15 protein-coding genes and 1 pseudogene are annotated in these 20,659 nt (G+C 63.4%); 4 read left to right on the top strand and 12 right to left on the bottom strand.

The genetic code is table 11. The annotated features are described in order from the left end of the window. Positions 1-91 precede the first annotated feature (91 nt). Positions 92-1,588, top strand: coding sequence for a sensor histidine kinase (locus ABIB06_RS36175; RefSeq protein WP_354125695.1), 1,497 nt, complete (start codon positions 92-94; stop codon positions 1,586-1,588). Between the two features lie 21 nt (positions 1,589-1,609). Here the strand turns inward: ABIB06_RS36175 and ABIB06_RS36170 are convergent, their stop codons facing one another. After that, positions 1,610-3,901 (bottom strand): FdhF/YdeP family oxidoreductase, encoded by a 2,292-nt coding sequence (locus ABIB06_RS36170; RefSeq protein WP_354052898.1) that lies wholly within the window; start codon positions 3,899-3,901, stop codon positions 1,610-1,612. 248 nt (positions 3,902-4,149) lie between these two features. On the opposite strand from ABIB06_RS36170, the gene ABIB06_RS36165 reads away from it, so the two are divergent. Then, complete coding sequence (locus tag ABIB06_RS36165) at positions 4,150-5,397, top strand: oxalate decarboxylase family bicupin (protein WP_354070091.1); 1,248 nt, start codon at positions 4,150-4,152, stop codon at positions 5,395-5,397. Positions 5,398-5,495: 98 nt separating this feature from the next. On the opposite strand, the gene cydB is transcribed toward ABIB06_RS36165, so the two are convergent. The 11 genes and pseudogenes from cydB to ABIB06_RS36110 all read right to left on the bottom strand — a co-directional run bounded on the left by cydB (position 5,496) and on the right by ABIB06_RS36110 (position 16,146). Further along, on the bottom strand, positions 5,496-6,482 hold the full coding sequence (cydB, locus tag ABIB06_RS36160) for a cytochrome d ubiquinol oxidase subunit II (protein WP_354052894.1): 987 nt from the start codon (positions 6,480-6,482) through the stop codon (positions 5,496-5,498). A 2-nt stretch (positions 6,483-6,484) separates the two neighbouring features. Beyond that, positions 6,485-7,894 carry a cytochrome ubiquinol oxidase subunit I gene (locus ABIB06_RS36155; RefSeq protein ID WP_354052892.1) on the bottom strand — a complete coding sequence of 470 codons (1,410 nt, stop codon included), beginning with the start codon at positions 7,892-7,894 and terminating at the stop codon, positions 6,485-6,487. A gap of 19 nt (positions 7,895-7,913) precedes the next feature. Further along, complete coding sequence (gene mqo, locus ABIB06_RS36150) at positions 7,914-9,452, bottom strand: malate dehydrogenase (quinone) (protein ID WP_354052890.1); 1,539 nt, start codon at positions 9,450-9,452, stop codon at positions 7,914-7,916. A gap of 42 nt (positions 9,453-9,494) precedes the next feature. After that, entirely contained in the window at positions 9,495-9,899 is a 405-nt protein-coding gene (locus ABIB06_RS36145) for a cupin domain-containing protein (protein ID WP_247445598.1), read from the bottom strand. Positions 9,900-9,972: 73 nt separating this feature from the next. Continuing rightward, a complete protein-coding gene (gene fumC / locus ABIB06_RS36140; protein ID WP_354125694.1) occupies positions 9,973-11,409 on the bottom strand; it encodes a class II fumarate hydratase in 1,437 nt (478 codons plus the stop codon). Positions 11,410-11,588: 179 nt separating this feature from the next. Next, positions 11,589-12,185 carry a YoaK family protein gene (locus ABIB06_RS36135; protein WP_354052888.1) on the bottom strand — a complete coding sequence of 199 codons (597 nt, stop codon included), beginning with the start codon at positions 12,183-12,185 and terminating at the stop codon, positions 11,589-11,591. A 91-nt stretch (positions 12,186-12,276) separates the two neighbouring features. After that, on the bottom strand, positions 12,277-13,113 hold the full coding sequence (gene fdhD, locus ABIB06_RS36130; RefSeq protein ID WP_354052886.1) for a formate dehydrogenase accessory sulfurtransferase FdhD: 837 nt from the start codon (positions 13,111-13,113) through the stop codon (positions 12,277-12,279). 3 nt (positions 13,114-13,116) lie between these two features. Further along, entirely contained in the window at positions 13,117-13,716 is a 600-nt protein-coding gene (locus ABIB06_RS36125) for an HdeD family acid-resistance protein (protein ID WP_354052884.1), read from the bottom strand. A 250-nt stretch (positions 13,717-13,966) separates the two neighbouring features. Next, positions 13,967-14,467: a Dps family protein gene (locus ABIB06_RS36120; RefSeq protein ID WP_354052882.1), complete on the bottom strand. Its 501-nt coding sequence runs from the start codon at positions 14,465-14,467 to the stop codon at positions 13,967-13,969. A gap of 64 nt (positions 14,468-14,531) precedes the next feature. Next, on the bottom strand, positions 14,532-15,095 hold the full coding sequence (locus ABIB06_RS36115; RefSeq protein WP_354052879.1) for a cytochrome b: 564 nt from the start codon (positions 15,093-15,095) through the stop codon (positions 14,532-14,534). After that, positions 15,092-16,146: pseudogene (locus tag ABIB06_RS36110) on the bottom strand (catalase family peroxidase). Before ABIB06_RS36110 ends, ABIB06_RS36115 begins: the two are co-directional and overlap by 4 nt. A gap of 358 nt (positions 16,147-16,504) precedes the next feature. On the opposite strand from ABIB06_RS36110, the gene ABIB06_RS36105 reads away from it, so the two are divergent. Further along, positions 16,505-17,398: an SDR family NAD(P)-dependent oxidoreductase gene (locus ABIB06_RS36105; protein WP_354052877.1), complete on the top strand. Its 894-nt coding sequence runs from the start codon at positions 16,505-16,507 to the stop codon at positions 17,396-17,398. A 202-nt stretch (positions 17,399-17,600) separates the two neighbouring features. Further along, a complete protein-coding gene (locus tag ABIB06_RS36100) occupies positions 17,601-20,471 on the top strand; it encodes an ATP-binding protein (RefSeq protein ID WP_354125696.1) in 2,871 nt (956 codons plus the stop codon). The last annotated feature ends 188 nt before the right edge of the window (positions 20,472-20,659 follow it).

Raw genomic sequence — 20,659 nt, 5'->3', positions numbered from 1 at the left:
GATGCCGGCTCGATTTCGGATTCGTGCGTTTTGACAAAGCGTCGACGAAAACGCAGAAGACCGCTCTTCGGCGGGGCGGTAAACCGTTTGCATGACGCTCGAACGCCTGGATGGCTCTAACCCCGTACAGCCCCAGCGATGGTGGCGCCGTGTGCTGCCGATCCAGACAATACAGGATCGCATTCTCCTGTGGGCTTGGGGCAGCCTTGTTTTGACCCTGCTGTCCTTCGCCTGCTCACTGCTCGGAGACAATTTCACGGCGATCGCTTTCGCCGCTTTTCTGGCCGCTTCGCTGACGCTCGTCGGCGCGATCATGGACATCACGGCCCTGAAGAAGGCCCATGTCGAGCTGGAGCGGAGCGAGCAGCGCTACCGCCATTTGTTCAGCCGCATGCCGATCGCATTCCGGCAGCTCGATGCCAGCAGGCTGGTCGTGCTGTTCCGGAAATTGCGCGCCGAAGGCGTCAAGGATCTCGGCGCCTATTTCGACAGCCATCCCGAATTCCTCCGAACTTGCATGGACGCGCTCTCGTTTCAGGAGGCCAACGAACGGGCCATCCAGATGTTCGGCGGCGGCGCCGGCGACTATGTCGGACGTTCCATGGCCGAGACCTGGACGGATCGTCCCGATACATTCCGGCGCGCCATGGAATCCCGTTACCGCGGTGAGACGAATTTCGAGGAAGAGACCAGGATGGTCACGTGGGACGGCCGCGTCGTCGACGTTCTCTTCACGACGGCCCGGGTCGGCCCCATCAACGATCTCGAAGTCAGCCTGGTCGGCACCATCGACATCTCACAGCGTGTTCGCGCCCAGCAGAAACTCCAGCAAGTACAGGCTGAGTTCGCGCATGCCGCGCGAGTCTCGATGCTAGGTGAACTCACCGCGTCGATCGCCCACGAAGTCAACCAGCCCCTGGCCGCGATCGCCACCAACGGCGCAGCCGGGCTGCGATGGCTGAACAGGCCCGCGCCCGATATCGTCGAGATCCGCAAAACAATCGAGAACATCGTTGTGGATACCCAGCGCGCCGCGAACATCGTGTCGCGCGTTCACGGGATGGCTTCGCGGAAAGCGCCCGAACAGGCATTGCTATCGTTCGACGAGATCATTCGGGAAGTGCTTTTGTTCCTTCGACACGAGATGGAATCCCGCGGCGTGACGATCCTGCACCGGCCTGATCCGGGCACGCCGCAGGTGCTCGGTGATCGTACCCAACTCCAGCAGGTCATCGTCAATCTGGCCATCAACGCGGTGCAGGCGATGACGCAAGCGGGATATGACGATCGCAGGATCATCATCAGCACGGTCATCCAGGACGCGGCCACGCTGTACTGCTCCGTGGAAGACAACGGTCCCGGCATCGCCGCCGAACATGTCGACCGGCTGTTTGAGAGCTTTTTCACGACCAAAGAGAGCGGAATGGGCATGGGATTGCCGATCTGCCGGTCGATCGTCGAAGCGCATGGAGGCCGGATCGGCGCCGACGGCCATGGCGCGAATGGCGGCGCCCGCTTCTGGTTCACGCTGCCGATATCCGTTTCGCCGGCGGATTCGCGGCGCTGCGATCTCCAGGCCGATACGTGATCGCGACGTCCGGCGCGGCTGCTATTCCCCGGTAGCGGCCGAACGCGCGAGGCGGATCGGGACGCCCTTGTATGACGGCGTGAAGCTCAGGGGATCACGGGCATAGAGCGGCACCAGCGGATTGGTCTCCGGATAGTACGCCGCGCAGCAGCCGGTCGGAAAGGAATAGGCCACGACGCGGAAGTTGCGCACGATCCGCTCGGCGCCGTCGGTCGAGGCAGTGATCAGGTCGACGCGGTCGCCGTCGGCAAGCCCGCGCTTCCTCAGCTCGTATTCGTTGAGGAAAATCACGTCGCGCTGACCGAACACGCCGCGATAACGGTCGGACAGCGAGTAGAGCGTGGTGTTGTACTGGTCGTGGCTGCGGATGGTGGTGAGCCACAGGGACTCCGGATCGTTCTGCGGCGGATCCTCGCCGCAGCCCGGGAAGACCAAAAAGTTTGCCTTGCCCGACGGCGTCGCCCAGATGCGCTCGCGCGCGGTCGAGGTGAGATGGAAGCCACCTGGGACGCGGATGCGGGCGTTGTAGCCCTGGAAGATGGGGAACACCGCCTCGATCGCATCGCGAATGCGGTCGTAATCAGTCACGAAGCCGTCCCAATCGACCACCGTGCGCTTGCCCAGCGTCGCCTTGGCAACGCCGGCGACGATCGCGATCTCGCTGAGGAGATGCTCCGATGCCGGCTTGTTCCGGCCGCCGGACGCATGCACCATCGACATCGAATCCTCCACCGTGATCGACTGCGGCCCGGATTCCTGCACATCGATCTCGGTGCGCCCGAGGCACGGCAGGATCAGGGCGGCACGGCCATGAATCAAATGGCTGCGGTTGAGCTTGGTCGAGACGTGGACGGTCAGATCGAGCTTGCCGAGCGCCGCCTGGGTCGCCTGCCAGTCCGGAATGGCCGCAGCGAAATTGCCGCCCATCGCGAAGAATGCCTTCACCTCGCCGCGGATCATGGCCTCCAGCGCGGTCACCACGTTGTGCCCCGGCGCGGCCGGAGGCTTGAAGCCGAAGCGTTGCTCCAGGCGCTTGAGGAAATCCGCCTTGGGGACCTCAGTGATCCCCACGGTCCGATCGCCCTGCACGTTGGAATGACCGCGAACCGGACAGACGCCGGCGCCTTCGCGCCCGACATTGCCGCGCAGCAGCGCGAGATTGGCGATCTGCTGGACGTTGTTCGCGCCGCGCCAGTGCTGGGTGATGCCCATGCCGTAGACGAGGATGGCGCGCTCGGCCTTCATATAGGCGCCGGCCGCATATTCCATGTCCTCGCGCGTCAGGCCGGACTGACGTTCGATGTCCGGCCATTGCGTGCGCTTGAGATCGTCGATCAACGCTTCAACGCCGACGGTGTGGCTGCGAATGAAATCCCAGTCCAGGATCTCGGGGTGCTCGGCGGCACGAGCGGCCTCGTCGGCTTCCACCAGAATCTTCATGATTCCCTTGAGCACGGCGACGTCGCCGCCGACCCGCACCTGGAGCAGTTTTGAGCTGATCGTCGTCGACGACAGCGTGATCATCTCGACCGGGCTCTGCGGTGCCTGGAAACGTTCCAGCGCCCGCTCACGGAACGGGTTGAACGAGACTATGGAGGCGCCGCGGCGTGCCGCATTGCGCAGGCTGGTCATCATCCGCGGGCTGTTGGTGCCCGGATTCTGACCGAAGATGAAGATGCAGTCAGCCTTGTCGAAATCCTCAAGCAGCACGGTGCCTTTGCCGACGCCGAGCGAGTACGGCAGGCCGACGCTGGTCGCCTCGTGGCACATGTTCGAGCAGTCGGGGAAGTTGTTGGTACCGTATTCGCGCACGAAAAGCTGATAGAGGAAGGCGGCTTCGTTCGAGGTCCGCCCGGACGTGTAGAACTCCGCCATGTTCGGATCCGGCAAGGCCCGAAGCTCGCGACCGATCATGTCGAATGCATCGCTCCACTCCACCGGGAGATAACGGTCGGATGCGGCGTCGTAAGCCACCGGATGGGTGAGCCGCCCGACCATTTCGAGATCGTAATCGTTCCAGCTCGCGAGCTCCGTGACGGTATGCTCGGCGAAGAATTCCGGCGTGCAGCGCTTCGATGTCGTCTCCCAGGCGATCGCCTTGCCGCCGTTCTCACAAAATTCGAAAGACGAGGTGTGCTTCGGATCGGGCCAGGCACAGCCGGGGCAATCAAAGCCCTCCGGCTGATTCATCCGGCTCAGCGTCGCTGCGCCCTTCAGCGGCGCCCGCTGCACCAGAAGCGCCTCGCTGAGCGCCTTGAGTGCGCCCCAGCCGCCGGCAGGTTCACGATAGGGCCGAACCGATTTCGTGGTCATCTCGATATCTTTCGATCTGGCAATTCTCCGGTTCAGTTAAGGATCGCGCGGGCAGAGCCGTCTTTTCAAAACGAAGCCGAATTTCGCAATTGCACACGTTCGGTCCCGGGCGGCCGGCCGCAGCAGCCATGCATTCCGGCAAAAAGAGCACCGTTCGCGGAAGCAGAAACGGCAACCGGAAACTAGATTTGTCGGCCAGAGCCCCGTCGCTACGGAGGGCTTTCGACATTTTTCAGGAGCGACCCAATATGTTCTCAAGACGTGATTTGCTGGCCATGTCCGCGGCAGGCGCCGCCATGGTCGGTTCCAGCGCGCAGGCCGCAACCTTCGGCAATCCGGACGAGCCGCCGCAAGGGGCCGTGAATGCCAAAAGCCCGGGAAGCCTGACCGATCCCGGTCCGCAAAATCCTGAATTGGCCAAGCAATTCCCCTCCGCGCAAACCCCGCCGCCAACCGATGTTGGCGGCCTGCCGATGGATTGGGCCTCGTTCAACAATGCGCCGAGGCGCATCCAGAATGGCGGCTGGGCACGGCAGGTCACCGTCGAGGATTTCGCCATCTCGAAGGAGATCTCCGGCGTCAACATGCGGCTGTCCGCCGGCGGCATCCGCGAGCTGCATTGGCATCAGGCGGCCGAATGGGCGATCATGACCTACGGCAGCTGCCGCATCACCGTGCTCGACACGCAAGGACGCCCTTATGTCGGCGACCTCAAAGCCGGCGACCTCTGGTATTTCCCACCGGGCGCGCCGCATTCGCTGCAGGGCCTGGGGCCCGACGGCTGCGAATTCGTAATCTGTTTCGACGACGGCCACGCCAATGAGTTCAACACGCTGCTCGTGACGGACTGGCTCGCCCATACGCCGCCCGAAGTGTTGGCGAAGAATTTCGGCGTCCCGGCTGACGCGTTCGCGAAGATCCCGCTGCACAATCGCTGGATCTTTCAGGGCACGGTGCCCGGCGATCTCGCCGCCGATCGTGCCGCAATCGCCAAGCATGCCGAAGCACCGCCCTATCCGTTCATCCATTCGCTCGGCAGTTCGGCGCCGGTAAAGGAGAGTTCCGCCGGCAGCATCCGCGTCGCCGACAGCAGCAACTTCAAGGTGGCCACCACCGTCGCCGCGGCGCTGGTGACGATGCCGCCGGGAGCAGTCCGGGAGATGCACTGGCATCCGAACGCCGACGAGTGGCAGTACTATATCAAGGGCAAGGCGTGGATGACGGTGTTCGACACCGGCCCCAACGCGCTGACGACGGATTTCTCGGCCGGCGACATCGGCTATGTCCGGCGCAATCTCGGCCATTATGTCGAGAATGTCGGGGACACCGAATTGCAGTTCGTCGGCGTGTTCCGTGCGCCCCGCTACGAGGAGGTGTCGCTTTCCAACTGGCTGACGCACACGCCCGCCAGGCTGGTCGTCCAACATTTCAACATCGACGAGAAGCTGGTCGCCCAATGGCCGGACAACAGCCCCGGCGTCATGCCCAAATCCTGAACCAGACCTCTGACAAGGGGGCCTGAACGAGAAGGCGCCAAAGCCGGCGCCTTTCTTTTCGTCCATGGCGGACCGCTGCAACTTCGAGCGTGCAGCCGTCAGTAGTGATCGGCCGCAGGCGCCGCCTTGCCGCGGAAGACGCGATAACCGACGGCGACATAGAGCAGCATCAGCGGAAATACGAACAGGCCGGCGCCCCAGAACATGAAGGCGAGACTTGCATGAGGCGCCGCGGCCTCGTCAATCGTGACAACGAACGGAATCATGTAGGGCCAGAACGACAGAGCGAGCGTGGCGAAAGCCGCCACGAAGATCAGCGCGACCATATGGAACGGCCAATAATCGTCATGGACGAGGATGCTCTTGGCCAGCATCGCGGCCGCGCCGGCGCCGATCGCGGGAAACACGAGCAGATAGGGCCGGTCGGTCCAGCGCCGCAGAATCGGAAGATGTTCGGCAAGCGCATACGCAAAGACGACGACCAGGAACACCAGGACGCCGATCGCCAGCGGCGGGATCTGGCGCCGTGCGGCATTCCGAACGGGGCCATCGCTCTTCCTCACCAGCCAGCAGGCGCCGAGCAGCGAATAGCCGAAGCAGAGCCCGATCCCGCACAGGGCGGAAAAGGCGGTCAGCCAGCCGAACGTTCCGCCGGCATAATCGCCGTTGGAGAACTGAAGTCCTTCGACGAGAGCACCGACCATCGCGCCCTGCATGAAGCTGGCCGCAAACGAGCCCGCGACGAAGCTGACGTCCCAGACACAGCGCGACCGGAGCGCCTTGCCGCGAAACTCGAAGGCCACGCCGCGCAGGATCAATCCGAGCAGCATTACGACGACAGGGATATAGAAGGCCGACATCACCATGGCGTAGACCACGGGGAACGAGCCCCACATGATCACGCCCGTGACGATCAGCCAGGTTTCATTGCCGTCCCAGACCGGAGCGACCGTGCTCAGCATGGCATCCCGCTTCGCCTCGCTGCCGGCCACGCCGAACAGCATGCCGACGCCGAGATCGAACCCGTCGAGGAGGAGATAGATCAGAATGCTGATGGCAAGAAGGGCAACCCAGTACATCACCATGGCTATTCTCTCGCCTCGAGATAGCTGCGCGCGGCCGGCACCTGATCGGCGAGCGACATCGGCCGATTGGGCACGGGAACGTGGAGTGGCTTGCTGCCGGGTCCCGCCGGGCCGGCACGCAGCAGCCGATAGATGTAATACGTCCCGAACGAGAAGATGAAGGCGTAGACCGCGACGAACAGGATCAGGGAAGCCATCGCAGCCGACGCGGTCAGGAACGGCGTCACGGCGTCCGCAGTGCGCAATACGCCGTAGATAGTCCACGGCTGGCGCCCCACTTCCGCGGTGTACCAGCCAGTGAGGATCGCGATCCAGGGCAGTGGGAAGCTGAGGAAGATGCCCCACAGCAGCAGGCGGCTCCGATCGAGCCGATGCTTGAGGCCGAGCCAGGTCCCGAGCCAGGCCAGCCCTAGCATCACGAAACCGCAGCCGACCATGATGCGGAAAGCGAAGAACGGGATCGCCACCGGCGGCCGGTCCTGCGGCGCGAAGCTGGTCAGGCCGACCTCCTTCGACGTCAGGCTCATGCTGCCGATGATGCTCCCGAGCACGGGAATCGAAATCGCGAATTTGTTCGATTCAGTGCTCGAATCGGGAATTGCGATCAGCACCTCCGAGGCCGGCTGCTCGTCATGCCAGCGTGCCTCGATCGCGGCGAACTTGGCCGGCTGGTAGTCGTGGACATAGTCGCCGACGAGATGCCCGATGAAGAGCTGGGCCGGCAGCAGCACCGCCGCGAGCGCAAGGCCCATCCGCAGCATCACGTGCGCCTCGGCGCGATAGGTCCGCCGCAGCAGATACCACGCGCCGGTCGCCGCCACGCAGAATGCGCCGGTCAGGTAGGACGCGAGCAGCATGTGCGGAAATCGGACCCAGACCACGCGATTGAAGATGATCTGCGCCCAGTCATCAGGCACGAACTGGCCGTTCTGCAGGACGTAGCCGGTCGGCACCTGCATCCAGCTGTTGTTGACCATGATCCAGAAAGCCGACAGCGCGGTTCCGAGCGCGACCATCGCGGTCGAGAACAGGTAGAACCACGGCGGCACCCGGGGACGACCGAAGATGAGGATGCCAAAGAAGCCCGCCTCCAGCATGAAGGCGGTGAATGTTTCATAGGACAGAAGCGGGCCCTGGATCGGACCCGACACCTTCGAGAGCACGCTCCAGTTCGTCCCGAACTGAAACGCCATCACCACGCCCGATACGACGCCCATGCCGAATGCCGCGCCGAAGATCTTCAGCCAGAACTCGAACAGGGTCCGGTAGACGGGCCTGCCACTGGACTGGTGCATCGCTTCCAGCACGGTGAGCCAGGCGGCAAGCCCGATCGTGAATGCCGGAAAGATGATGTGGAACGAGATGGTGAAGGCGAATTGCAGCCGCGACAGGAGGAGTGCCGTCGGATCCATCGGATAGTCTCCCGTTCGCTCACGCCCGATTCGCGGCCATTGGCGCGCGTGCCGCCGGCTGCGGAATGTTGTCGACCTTGAGGACCTTCGCCGTCGCCGCGCGAATCTGGCGGCAGAAATCCGCGTCGTCGATCAGCGACACGCCATAGGACGGGACGATCTGCTTGAGCTTCGGCAGCCAGGCGCTCGCCGTCAGCTCGCCGGCAAAGCACTTCTCCAGCACGCTGATCGCGATGAAGGCGGCGGTGGAGGCACCCGGCGAGGCGCCGAGAAGGGCGACCAGAGAATGATCGTTCGCGCCGACGAGCTCGGTCCCGAACTCGAGCAGACCGCCGCGCTTGACATCGGGCTTGATGATCTGGACACGCTGGCCCGCGACCTGCAGCCTCCAGTCCTTCGGGTCGGCCTTCGGGAAATATTCGTCGAGCGCCGCGAGCCGGTGTCCCTCGGATTGCAGCACCTGCCCGACCAGATATTCGGTGAGATCGAAATTGTCCCGCGCCACCGAAAGCAGCGGCTTGACGTTGGCGGGACGAATGGACTCGAAGAGATCCAGCAACGAGCCGTGCTTGAGGAACTTGCTCGAGAAGCCCGCATAGGGGCCGAACAGCAACGAGTGCTTGCCGCCGATCACGCGCGTGTCGAGGTGCGGCACCGACATCGGCGGGGATCCGACCGCGGCCTTGCCGTAGACCTTGGCATGATGTCGCTTGTTGATCTCCGGATCATCGCAGCGCAGCCAGATCCCACTGACTGGAAAACCGCCATAGCCGCGTCCTTCCGGGATACCGGATTTCTCCAGCAGCGGCAGCGCACCGCCGCCGGCACCGATGAAGACGAATTTCGCGCGAACCGAACGCGTCTCGCCGCTCGCGGTGTCCCGTACCTCGATCCGCCACCGGCCGCCCTGCTCCCGGTCAAGACCGGTGACACAGCTGTTGTAGTGGACCGCGCAGCCCGGCTGACTGACAAGATGCCCGATCAGCAGATGCGTCAGCGCGCCGTAGTCGACGTCGGTACCGGTGGTGATCCGCGTTGCGGCAACCGGTTCGTCGCCACTCCTTCCGTCCATCACCAGCGGCGTCCATTCGGCGATCTGACTGGGATCCTCGGTATGCTCCATGCCCTCATAGCAATGATGGGCCGACATCGCCTTGAACCGCTTTCGGAGAAACGCGACGTTCTCCGCGCCGTGCACAAAACTCATGTGTGGCACCGGATGAATGAAGGACTTGGGATCCACGATCGCTCCCCGCCCGATCAGGTAGGACCAAAACTGTCGGGACAGATCGAACTCGACGTTGACCTGGAGCGCCTTGGAGATGTCGACGCTGCCGTCGGGCCGCGGCGGCGTGTAGTTCATCTCGCAGTTTGCCGCATGGCCGGTACCGGCATTGTTCCAGGAGTCGGAGCTTTCCCGCGCGCAATCCCCGAGAATCTCGAACGTCTGGATCGACAGCGAGGGTTCGAGCTCCTTGAGAAAGACACCGAGGGTCGCGCTCATGATGCCGGCGCCAATGAGGACGACGTCGGTTTCGCGGTCGGAAGCTGTTGACATGGCTTTTTCCTTCGTTGGCTATTGCTGTTCTAGATGGTTCGATCACGCCCGCGCCGATTGCCGCGCTTTGGCGCGGAACGGCACGTCCGCTCCAGGCCGCAGGATCACGTAGGCACGGCGCCAGGACGAATCGTCGGTCAATTTCCAGCTGTGCCCGGAGCCTGCGGTATCTTCGGCCAGCAGGACGTTGCCAGGGTGGATCAGGAAGTGGTGGCCGTCACGCGTCTGGAAATCGAGTGTACCGCTCAGCGTGATCACGAGCTGCCGGATCGGCGCAGTGTGCCAGGCGAAGGCCCCGCCTGATTCCGTCTCCTGGAAGGAGATGCTGACGGCATCGATCTTGCCGGTCAGGAAGTCGCCACGCTGGCCCGGCTCCAGCTCGAGAAAGCCGTCCTCGAAATGCGAGTTGTTATCCTTGCCGGTCCATAGACGCACACAGCGGATCATTGTGTCTCTCCTTGCATTGTTGCTGCTTTGCCCGAGCGAGATTGTGCGCGCCGGATCATGGCTCTTGCTCCCTTCAAACGGCTTTCGCGCCGATCGCCAGCGGCACCTTGATCTCGGCAACGTAGGGCTTAACCATCTTGGCGGGATCCACGATGCGGTCGAACTCCGGCTCGGTCACGAAGCCGAGCTTCAGCGCCGCCGACTTCAGCGTGAGATCGTTGTCCATCGCGTAATGCGCGATCCGCGACGCCTTGTCGTAGCCGATCACCGGAGCCAGTGCCGTCACGAGCATCAGCGACCTCTCGACATACTCCTGGATCTTCTTGCGGTTCGGCTCGGTACCTTCGACGAGGAAGGTGCGGAAATTCGTGCAGCCGTCGGTGAGAATGGTGATGGACTGCGCGATGTTGTGGATGATCAGCGGCTTGTAGACGTTCATCTGCAAAAAGCCTCCGGCACCGCCGAACCCGACGGCGACGTCGTTCGCCATCACCTGCACGGCGATCATGGTCAGCGCCTCAGCCTGCGTCGGATTGACCTTGCCCGGCATGATCGACGAGCCGGGCTCGTTCTCGGGTATCGTCAGTTCGGCAAAGCCCGCGCGCGGACCGCAGGACAACAGGCGGATGTCGTTTGCGATCTTGTAGAGCGAGCCGGCGAGCGTGCGCAGCGTGCCGGAAAGCTGCACCAGCGCGTCGTGCGCGCCCTGCACTGCGAACTTGTTCGGCGCACTGACGAAGGGCAGGCCCGTCAAGCGCGCGATCTCGGCGGCGACGGCCTCTGCAAAGCCCGGCGCGGCGTTGATCCCGGTGCCAACGGCCGTGCCACCCAGCGCGAGACGGTAGACACCCTTGAGCGTGTCGTCGATACGCGCCAGATTGTCAGCGAGCATGACGGCGTAGCCGGACCACTCCTGACCGAGCGTCAGCGGAGTGGCGTCCTGCATGTGGGTTCGGCCGATCTTGACAATGTCGTCCCACTGGCTCGACTTTGCCGCGATCGCGTCATGCAGAGCCTCGACTGAGGGAACGAGGCGCTCCGTCACGTTCTGCGCGGCCGCGATGTACATGGCCGAAGGAAAGCTGTCGTTCGACGATTGCGACATGTTGACGTGGTCGTTCGGATGAACCGGCAGCTTGCTGCCGAGCGCGGTGCCCGCGAGCTGGCAGCATCGATTCGAGATCACCTCGTTCACGTTCATGTTGAACTGCGTTCCGCTGCCCGTCATCCAGACGTGAAGGGGAAACATGTCGTGATGCTGGCCCGCGAGAATCTCGTCGCAGACGTGGACGATCAGCTTGTGGATCTTGCCGTCGAGACGACCGCCGGCATAGTTCGCGTTCGCCGCCGCCTTCTTCAGGATCGCGTAGGACTGGATCATTTCGCGCGGCATCAGGTCCCGGCCGATGCTGAAATGCTCCAGCGAGCGCTGCGTCTGCGCACCCCAGAGCTTGTTCGCGGGAACGTTCACTTCACCCAGGCTGTCTGTCTCTTTACGGAGGTCGTTCATCCTTACCTCTCGTGGCAGTTGATGTCGGAAAGCACCTTGGCGGTACTGATCGAAAGTGTACGAACGGCACGGTGAGCACGCTTCCGCGAACGAACGTGCTTTTGCCGAATGGCATGGTGGGCGCCTCGGCCTGCAGCAAGCGAGCCCTGCGAACGAAGGCTAGAAATGTTGGCAAGGCTTCAGTGCGGATGGCTTGGATACCGGCACAGCCAGAGAACCCATGCCGACGACGCGATCGGCAGAGCGAGGCTCCATGTTCCCAGCCATTTCGTTACGCAACCACCGACGGCGGCCCCGAGCAGGAACATCAGGCAGAGCGCAAGCATGGTTCCGGCGCCGCGCTCCGCATCGCGATCGGACGCCGCAACGAACTGATCGATGGCGCGGAGCATGTTCCCAGTAACGGTCACCGAGAGATACTTCCAGCGGCCGACCTCTCTAAAACTCGCCGATTGCAGCGCGACGCCAAAGGAGATGATAAGGATTACGATCTCATCAGGAACGCGATGAAGCATCAGCATCGCCGCCGCCAGGCAGACGATCTCTCCAACGAGGCAGCGTCGCGCCGCCCGGCTGCGGGCCGCCACCAGCGCTCCCAGGATGAAGGCAGCCAGCGGAAGGAGATGATGGAGCGCGCGCTGCCATTGTCCGGACTGGGCAAAGACTCCGAGGAAGACGACATTGCCGGTCTGCGAGTTCGCGAAGACGCCGAGCGAGAGCCACGTAAAAGCGTCAAGGAAGCCTCCCGACATGCAGAGCAGAGAGGCAACCAGCAACGATCGTTCCGGAGCGTGAATCTCGACGCGTGTCCCGGCCAAAGGCTCAGTTGTTACGGCTTGCATCACCATGTTCGCCGGCCGGCGGATATCAGCGGCCGGCGCGCGGCAAGGCCTCGTCAGGCAGCAGAACGCGGCGCGGATGCGTGAAGACGCCGTATCCGTCATCACGGGCGACGGCGAGAAGCGTCATCCCCGCCTCGTTCGCGGTCTGGATGGCGAGCGCGGTCGGCGCGGAAACGGCGACAACGACTGGCACGCCCATCATCGCGGCCTTCTGCACCATTTCCACTGAAACGCGGCTCGTCAGCAGCACGGCGCCGTCGCGGGCCGAGTTGCCGTCGCGGACCATTGCACCGGCGAGCTTGTCGAGCGCGTTGTGCCGGCCGACATCCTCCCTGACCAAGGTAATTCCGGTGCCCGGATGCCAGAAGGCTGCTGCGTGAACGGACCTCGTCTGTTGATTCAACGTCTGGAGAGGAGACAGCGCCTGCATGGCATTCAGCAGGTCCCGCGCGTGAAAGGCAATGCCCGGGCCCCCGACCCGCGACGGAGTGCGACGCGCCTGTTCGAGGCTTTCGATGCCGCATAACCCGCACCCGACCGGTCCGCTGATGGCGCGCCGGCGAGCGGCCAGGGCCGCCGCGCGGTCGCCATCGAGCCACATCCGCACTTCCATGCCGAGCTCGTTCGAGATCAGCTCGATGCTCCTGATCTCGCTCGCACGACCGACGATGGCCTCGGTGAGGCTGAAGCCGACACCAAAGTCCTCCAGATCGGCCGGCGTCCCCATCATCACGGCATGCGTTGATCCGTTATAGGTGAGCGCGATGGCGCTCTCCTCGGCCACCAATCGCGACGTCGATGTCGTGCGGCCGCCGCGCCAGGCGATCTCCCGGTGCCGCGTGAATGTCGAACCTGTCATCATGGCTCACACCGTCGCCGGCTCGGCCGAATGCCGCGAGGCCCGGCTCCGGAGCGCGAGCCCGAATGCAATGAAACCCCAACCTTGGAAGACCAGATCGACGACCAGCATCGCACCGAGCAGCCACAGGCCAATGGCAGGCCAGACCGCAACCAGTATCACGCCGACGCAGAACGTCACAACGCCGGCAGCCACGATCCAGCGCCAGCCTGCGGCCGGCCGTATATGGAAGCCTGCCCAGATTCGCGTCACCCCGGCAGCGACCAGGAAAGCGCACATTACGAGCGACAGCGAGACCGAGGCCAGCGGCGGATCGTAGAGGATGACGGCTCCGGCAGCGGCATAGACGATTCCGGCGAGCAGCCAGCACAGGAAGCCACGCAGGCCGTGCACCGAAAAGGCATGTACGATCTGGGAGATTCCGGCGACTGCCATCGTGGCGCCAATGACGAGCACGGAGGCGAGGCTCGCCGCCATCAGATTGGCCGACGCAATGCCGCCAAGAATCAGTTCACCGCCCCCCAGCGCAACGAACCAGCCCCACTTTCCGGCGATTGCGTGAATGGCCCTTCCGAGCGACACCTTCGAGTTCGACATATCCGTCATGGCGTGATCCTTGTACGTATGACCGGCCTGCCGGTCATAGATGTGGTCAAGCGTATAGATATCTGCCTCCAGTCATCTTTCGCGGATGCAGCGACATTGTTTCATCCGCACGATGCTGGCCCGGCGCGCCGGCCTGGTCTATCAATTCGAAGACAATCAACCACCAATACGCGGAAGCGCGGGTCTCCCTCGCTTCCGCGCCGCCGCAACGATCGGCTGGCCCTTTCCGGCCGCATGATATACCCAGTGCTTACGAGTTCGGACCGCCTCGGCCCGTCTCGTACAGGAACCAGATCCGCCGCTCCGTCTCGTCGATCCAGTTTTCCAGCAGGCTTGCAGTCGCGACGTCGCCGTATTCGTCGCAGAGCTCGTGGACCCGGCGCATTTCCCGTGTCAACTGTTGGTTGTCGCTGCGCAACTCGGCCAGCATGTCCTGCGGATCGACATAATCGGCGTCGTTGTCGAGAATGCGCTGCTCGCGCGCTATCTGGCCGATCGAGCGCAGCGTCGTTCCGCCGATCTTGCGGGCCCGCTCGGCAATATCGTCAGTCATGGCAAAAATCTGCTCGGCCTGCTCGTCGAGCAGCAGATGATAGTCGCGGAAATGCCTGCCCGACACGTGCCAGTGAAAGTTCTTGGTCTTCATGTACAGCGCGAAGACATCTGCCAGCAGCGCTCTCAGCGCGGCTGGAACGTCACGGTTCGCATTGGCCCCGAGATCCGTCGGGCTTTGGAGGTCTGCCTTGGTCATTGCCGTCATCCTTGCTGGAGGTTGAAAGACTTTTAGCCACGCGTTTCGCCGCCGCGCGAAGCCCTCATTCTGCGGGCGTCGTCCTGTTCCGAAGTGGAAAGAGTGCGATCGCACCGAACACGCCGTCGCGGCGGATCAATGCGTGGAACAGCCCGGCCGCCAGATGCAGCAGCACGAGGGCAAAGAACGCGAAGCCCAGATAGAAATGGGCTTGCCACAGCAGCGTGTGCACGGGGTCGCTCTGCGGCAGCAACGCCGGAATTCGGACTCCGCCGTACAGGACGACCGGATAGGCCGCGGCCCAAAGCATGCCGATGCCCAGCAACGGCATAATGATCATGAAGCCATAGAGGAGCAGATGCGATAATCTCGCTCCCAGCTTTATCGCCGGCGGAAGATCAGCCGGTAACGGCGGCGCGCCGTAATGAAGCCGCAGCGCCAGCCTGATCACGACGAGAACCAGAAGCGTGAGGCCGAGCGTCTTGTGGATCAGGATCAGCGGCAGATATGTCGGCGTCACCGTGGACACCATGCCGACGCCGATGAAGAACATGGCAATGATACAGGCCGCCATCAGCCAGTGCAGGAGCCTCTGAATCAGGGCGAAACGATGAGGAGCAATGCTCATGGCTTGGTGGTCTCAGTTCGCGGATAGTCGCGGGCTTCGGCCGCGCGTAAATCGTAGGACTTGCGGTAGACCGACGAGCGCGCAGCCGGGAAAGGATCGTCCGACACCCGGATTCCCCGCGGCAGCACGGTCGGGTCGAAGTTGATGTCGCGGCAAGGCCCATCCTGCTCCGGCTCGATCCGCTGCCGATGAGCGTTCCGACCTTCACCGTGCGGCGGTTCTCCGGCCAGGCCTTGCTCGGGTCCGCGGTCGGATCGCCGGGATCGGCGACCGTCGTGACCATGGTCCAGCGTGGCGCGCCGGCGGTCCGGACCCGCTCCGTTATCTCCCGCTCGAGAAAATTCGGACCGTGCGTTTCCAGCTCAGCTTGCGAAACCGGAACGATCTGTGCCGTCGGCAGCAGCGACCACCGAACTGCATGCTCGCCGCCCTTCGCGTCCGTGAAGATGAAGCTGTTGAGCCCGTGGTAAGGCTCTTCCGCATAACTGGCGGTCCAAGGCGCCGTCTTGGCCCAGGCCGCGAAGGCGGCGAATTCCGGATTTGCCTGGATGAAAATCTTCATCGCCTCCGGATCCTTCTTGCCGGATGCAATCAGCAGGTCGTGAAAGGCCCGCGGCGTGGACACTGCAAAGAACGGCGGGTTGATCATCGCCATCCGCCACTCTTCGCCGTCCGCCGCTGCAATCTGCAATCCCAAGCCGCGCACGCGGACAGTTGCATCCACGGCGTTCGGATCGGTGGTGCCGAGATTGAAGCGCCCCAGAGCCGGATAGGTGCCCCGTTCAAAGACCCTGGCCCGCGAGAGCTCCACACCGTCTCCGTTCGCCTCGAAGATGCCGGTGAAGCAGATCCCCTTCGCATGATTTCGCCGGTGCCCGAGCGGCGCGCCGCTCGGGGGCGTCAGCGCCGCGATCATCCGCTCCGGCGTCAAGCGCCCGGGCGAGAGCCAGCCTGCGGTGTAGGCGAACGCGGCGGCGCCACCTCCGAGGACAACCGCAATCAACACCAGCGATCCGAGTCCCGAACGCGGTAGCTTGCCTGAATGATTCATCGCTTCTCCTTGCAATGGGCGAGCTCCCTGCAGACCGCCCCCACGGTCCGTTCCATCGAGCGGCTCAGGTTCCTTGTAGCCGGCGGCCGCGGCCACGATCTTCTGAAACCCAACGCGAATTTCGCGAAGGCACGTTCAGGGTTGTCCGGCCAGCGGGAGGCCCGTCCTGTCCCGCCTTCGGGCTTTTTCGAAATATTTCGTGCGATCTGAAAATTAGCCGCCGGGCTCGAAAGACCCGTCTTGCGCCCGGCCGTATTTCTGAGGCTCTTCGCGCAAGGCCAGCGGTCGATTGCCGAGCGACGACCTGTCGCGACGGCGCTGGCGTCTTTGCGGGAGGTGGAATGCAATTGGGGTTCGAATGAGCAAAGTGATCATCGTCACGGGAGCTGCGAACAGCATCGGACGAAGCACCTGCAAGAAATTGGCCCAGGCCGGCCACACGGTCTACATTTCAATGCGGGAAACGGATGGCCACGATGAGCACGGCGTCGCGGGGCCGGAAGCCGAGGCCGGCAAGCACGGCGGGGATCTCCGAACCATCGCGTTCGACTTCTCTTCGGAAGGCTCCGTAAACTCGGCCATCGATGCCATCGTCGCCGAGAACAACCGCCTCGATGTGATCGTGCACAACGCCCGCCAGGTCCTCTACGGACCGGTGGAGGCCTTTACACCGGACCAGCTTGCCGAGCTCTACGACACCAACGTGCTGAATGCGCAACGGCTCAATCGGGCCGCATTGCCACAGTTGCGCAAGCAGGGCCAAGGCCTGCTGATATGGGTCTCGTCGAGCAGCGCGCGTGGCGGCTCGGTTCCTTTCCTCGGCGCCTATGCTTCGTCAAAGGCCGCCCTTGACGCGCTGGCGCTCGGTTATGCCGGCGAGCTCGCGCGTTGGGGCGTCGAGACGACCATCGTCGTCCCCAGCGCGCTCGGACCCGGCCACTACATTCGCTCCGGCCGGCCGCTGGACACGGTTCGGGCCGAGGAATACGCGGATGGTCCGACGGCCGATTTGAGCGAGGTCGCGTTATCGGCGCTTGCGCAGCTCTCGGCGAAGGATCGAACTCCCCAAGACGTCGCGACCGCCATAGCCGATGTCGTCGACATGCCATTCGGACAGCGTCCGCTACGCGCTCATTTCGGTCCGGACGACGACGGAGCCGCAACCGTCGACGCCATCGCCGACAGCGCCCGCGCGGAACTGCTCCGCCGCATCGGACTGGAAGACATTCTCAAGCCGACATTCATCGGATAGGACGTCCCGAAAGATTCAGGAGTCACTTCGAGCCCCAGACGAAAGTGATAGGCTCAGATCCTTTACCCTGAAACTGCTGGATGTTAGCTTTCGCGGGCCACTACGTTCACACGTCTTGGTGTGCTTCCGAGTCATAGAACGTGGCGAGTCGTGCGCCGGGTTGATATCCCCAAATGGCCCCCGCTGGCAAAGCAACAACGTGATGACCCCCGCTGACCGCTGCGCCCAGGACGAAGCCTCCCGGGAGATCTTCGTCTTCGGGCCGTTTCGCCTCGACCCATCGCAGCGGCTGATTGAAAGAGACGGAGGCCCGCTGCAACTGTCGGGTCGCGCATTCGACATCCTGCTCGCCCTGGTGCGGCAGGCCGGCAACGTCGTCAGCAAGACGGATCTGATCGCCAAGGCGTGGCCGGGCACTGAAGTCGAGGAAAACATCCTGCGTGTCCATGTCGCCGCACTCCGCAAGGCACTCGGAGACGGCAACGACGGCGTCAGATATCTGAGCACGGTCTCCGGGCAAGGCTACTGCTTCGTCGCTGCGGTCTCGCACCCGGAACAGAGGCAATCTGCACCGACCGACCCGGTTTACGTCCACAACCTGCCGGCGCCTCCCCGGCAGATGGTAGGGCGCGAGCAAACCATCCAGGACATCTCAGAAAAACTGAGAGCTCAACGCTTCGTCACCGTCGTCGGCCCGGGCGGCATCGGCAAGACCACGGTTGTCGTTTCCGCAGGCCACGTCCTGCTCGATGAATTCGTCGGTCACGTCCACTTCGTCGATCTCGGCAAGACCGGCAACGCCGCTCCGGTGCCGGCAATCGTCGCATCTTCACTTGGACTGCTGATCCGATCGAATGATCCCACGAGCAACCTCGCGGCATTCCTGCGCAACAGGCGCATGCTGCTCATTCTGGATTGCTGCGAGCCCGTCATCGAGGCAGCGGCGGCGCTTGCCGAGCGGCTCTACCAGGCAGCGCCGGAGCTGCACATCCTGGCCACGAGCCGGGAGCTGCTGCGCGTCGAAGGCGAATTCACATACCGTCTCCCGCCGCTGCCGAGCCCGCCGGAGAGGGCCGTTCTGACGGCCGCGAACGCCCTCGCCTATGCTTCCGTGAAACTCTTCGTCGAGCGCGCGACTGCGGGAGGCGGCGAGTTCGCGCTGTCGGATGCGAATGCCTCTGATGTCGGCAACCTTTGCCGCCGGCTCGACGGCATCCCGCTCGCCATCGAGCTCACCGCCGCCCATGTGGGCGTATACGGCGCGAGAGCGATGGTCCAGCTCCTCGACCAACACCTCAATCTGCTATGGGAGGGACGACGCACCGCACTGCCCCGACACCGGACGCTGCGCGCAACCATCGAATGGAGCTACAATCTACTAAGCGAATCGGAACGCGTGATCCTCGGCCGGCTGTCAGTGTTCGTCGGCAGCATGACCCTGGATGCCGCGCGGTCGATTGCCGCGACCACGGAGGACGACGACACGATCCTGGCGATCATCGACAGCCTCATCGCCAAGTCGATGCTCGCACTGAACATCGGCTCGCAACCGACCCGCTACCGCCTTGCGGACTCGACCCGGGCATACGCGCAAGAGAAACTTGCCGCCAGCGGGGACGCCGGCGCGATCTCGCGACGTCACGCCTGCTACTTTCCCGGCCTCCTTGAAAAGATCGGCGGCGAAGCGAACCGAGACCTCTCGGCGGCTGCCGAGGAATTTGGCAACGTCCGTGCCGCGCTGACGTGGTGCTTCTCCGATCAGGGAGACCGCAGAGCCGGCGTGGCCCTCGCCGCAGCGTCAGGACCGCTATTCTTCAAGCTGTCGCTCCTGGCAGAATGCGAGTTCTGGGTCACCCGCGCCATCGAAGCACTCGATGAGACCAACGGAAGCATCAAGCAGGGCCTCGTCCTTCACGCTACGCTTGTGGCCGCCCGCATGCTCACGGGACAGCTGGATGAATTGGGCGCAAATCACCTCCACCGGGCGATCGAGCTGACGGAAACGGTCGGCGACATACAAGGGCAGATTCGCCTGATCGACCAGTTGCATTTGCTGCAATTGTTCGTCGGCAAGTATGATGAGGCATTGGGCACTGCCAAACACGGCGAAGCCATTGCTCTCGCCAGCAACGATTCCATTGCGGTGGCGCGCATGCGCGTGTTGCTCAGCATCTCCTGCCAATATCTCGGAAAGTTCGCGGCCTCTCGCTCATACATCGAATCGGCGTTGCTGCATCCGGACCTGGGTGGGGACGTCCCTAGCAGACTTACGCTCGAATATCCCAAACGCGCTCAGATCACCCTTGCACGCGTCCTCTGGCTTCAGGGACATTCGGATCAGGCGACGCAAATGGTGCGCCGTGCCATCTCGGACGTCATAGCAGCGAACCATCCGGTGATGTTCTGCCGGGCATTGCCATGGGCATTCGGCGTCTTCTTCTGGAATGGCGAAACGGAGGATTGCGAAGACCATATCGACAGATTCATCGTGGAGGCTCGAAGGCACGACCTCGCCATCCTCCAGATGGTAGGCGAGGCCATGAAGGGGATTACGCTGCTGGCTGGAAGCGAGACCGGCATCGGGCTCGCGATGTTGAAAGGTTCGATCGAGAAGCTGCAGAGCCTGAGTTTCGGTGCGGTGGCAGGGCTTCGCATGCCTCTCGCCGAAGCCCTGGCGGCGACAGGTCACGGCGACGAAGCTCTGGACACCATTGATCAGGCGATCGCCCAGGCCCGGCACTGCAACTTCATGATGGACATGCCCGACATGTTGCGCACAAGAGCGGAAGCGCTGATGCACAAGAGTAATCCGGATTTTTCGCAAGCGGAGCTGAGCCTCGTGCAGGCGCTCGACGTCGCCCGCTATCAGGGAGCGCTGGGCTATGAGCTTCGCGCGGCGATTGCGCTCGCGAGATTATGGCAGCGAGGCGGGCGGCACCAGCAGGCGCACGATATGCTTGCGTCCGTCTATCAGCAGTTTACCGAGGGATTCCAGACACGCAGCCTCGTGACGGCAAGGGGCTTGCTTGCCGAGCTGAGCCCGCCACGCTCGTGCTCGTTTGCGGCCAAATGACCCCCGTGCAATCGCGATCGCGCGCGTGAGATTCAGTTCACGCGCTTTCTTCGCAACGATGCAGTGACGGCAGAAGAGATCGCCGGCTGCGCTGGAGAACGCACGGCGGGGCGTGCGAGAGGCCGTGATGTGGTCGTGGCGCAGGATACGAGCGAGCTTTCGCTGGGCGGGCAGCGGGCGAAAGCGAA

The organism is Bradyrhizobium sp. LB8.2, assembly GCF_040548035.1.
Classification (GTDB): domain Bacteria; phylum Pseudomonadota; class Alphaproteobacteria; order Rhizobiales; family Xanthobacteraceae; genus Bradyrhizobium.
Note: the sequence above shows the minus strand (reverse complement) of the source record. Positions and strands in the feature narration are given on the sequence as shown.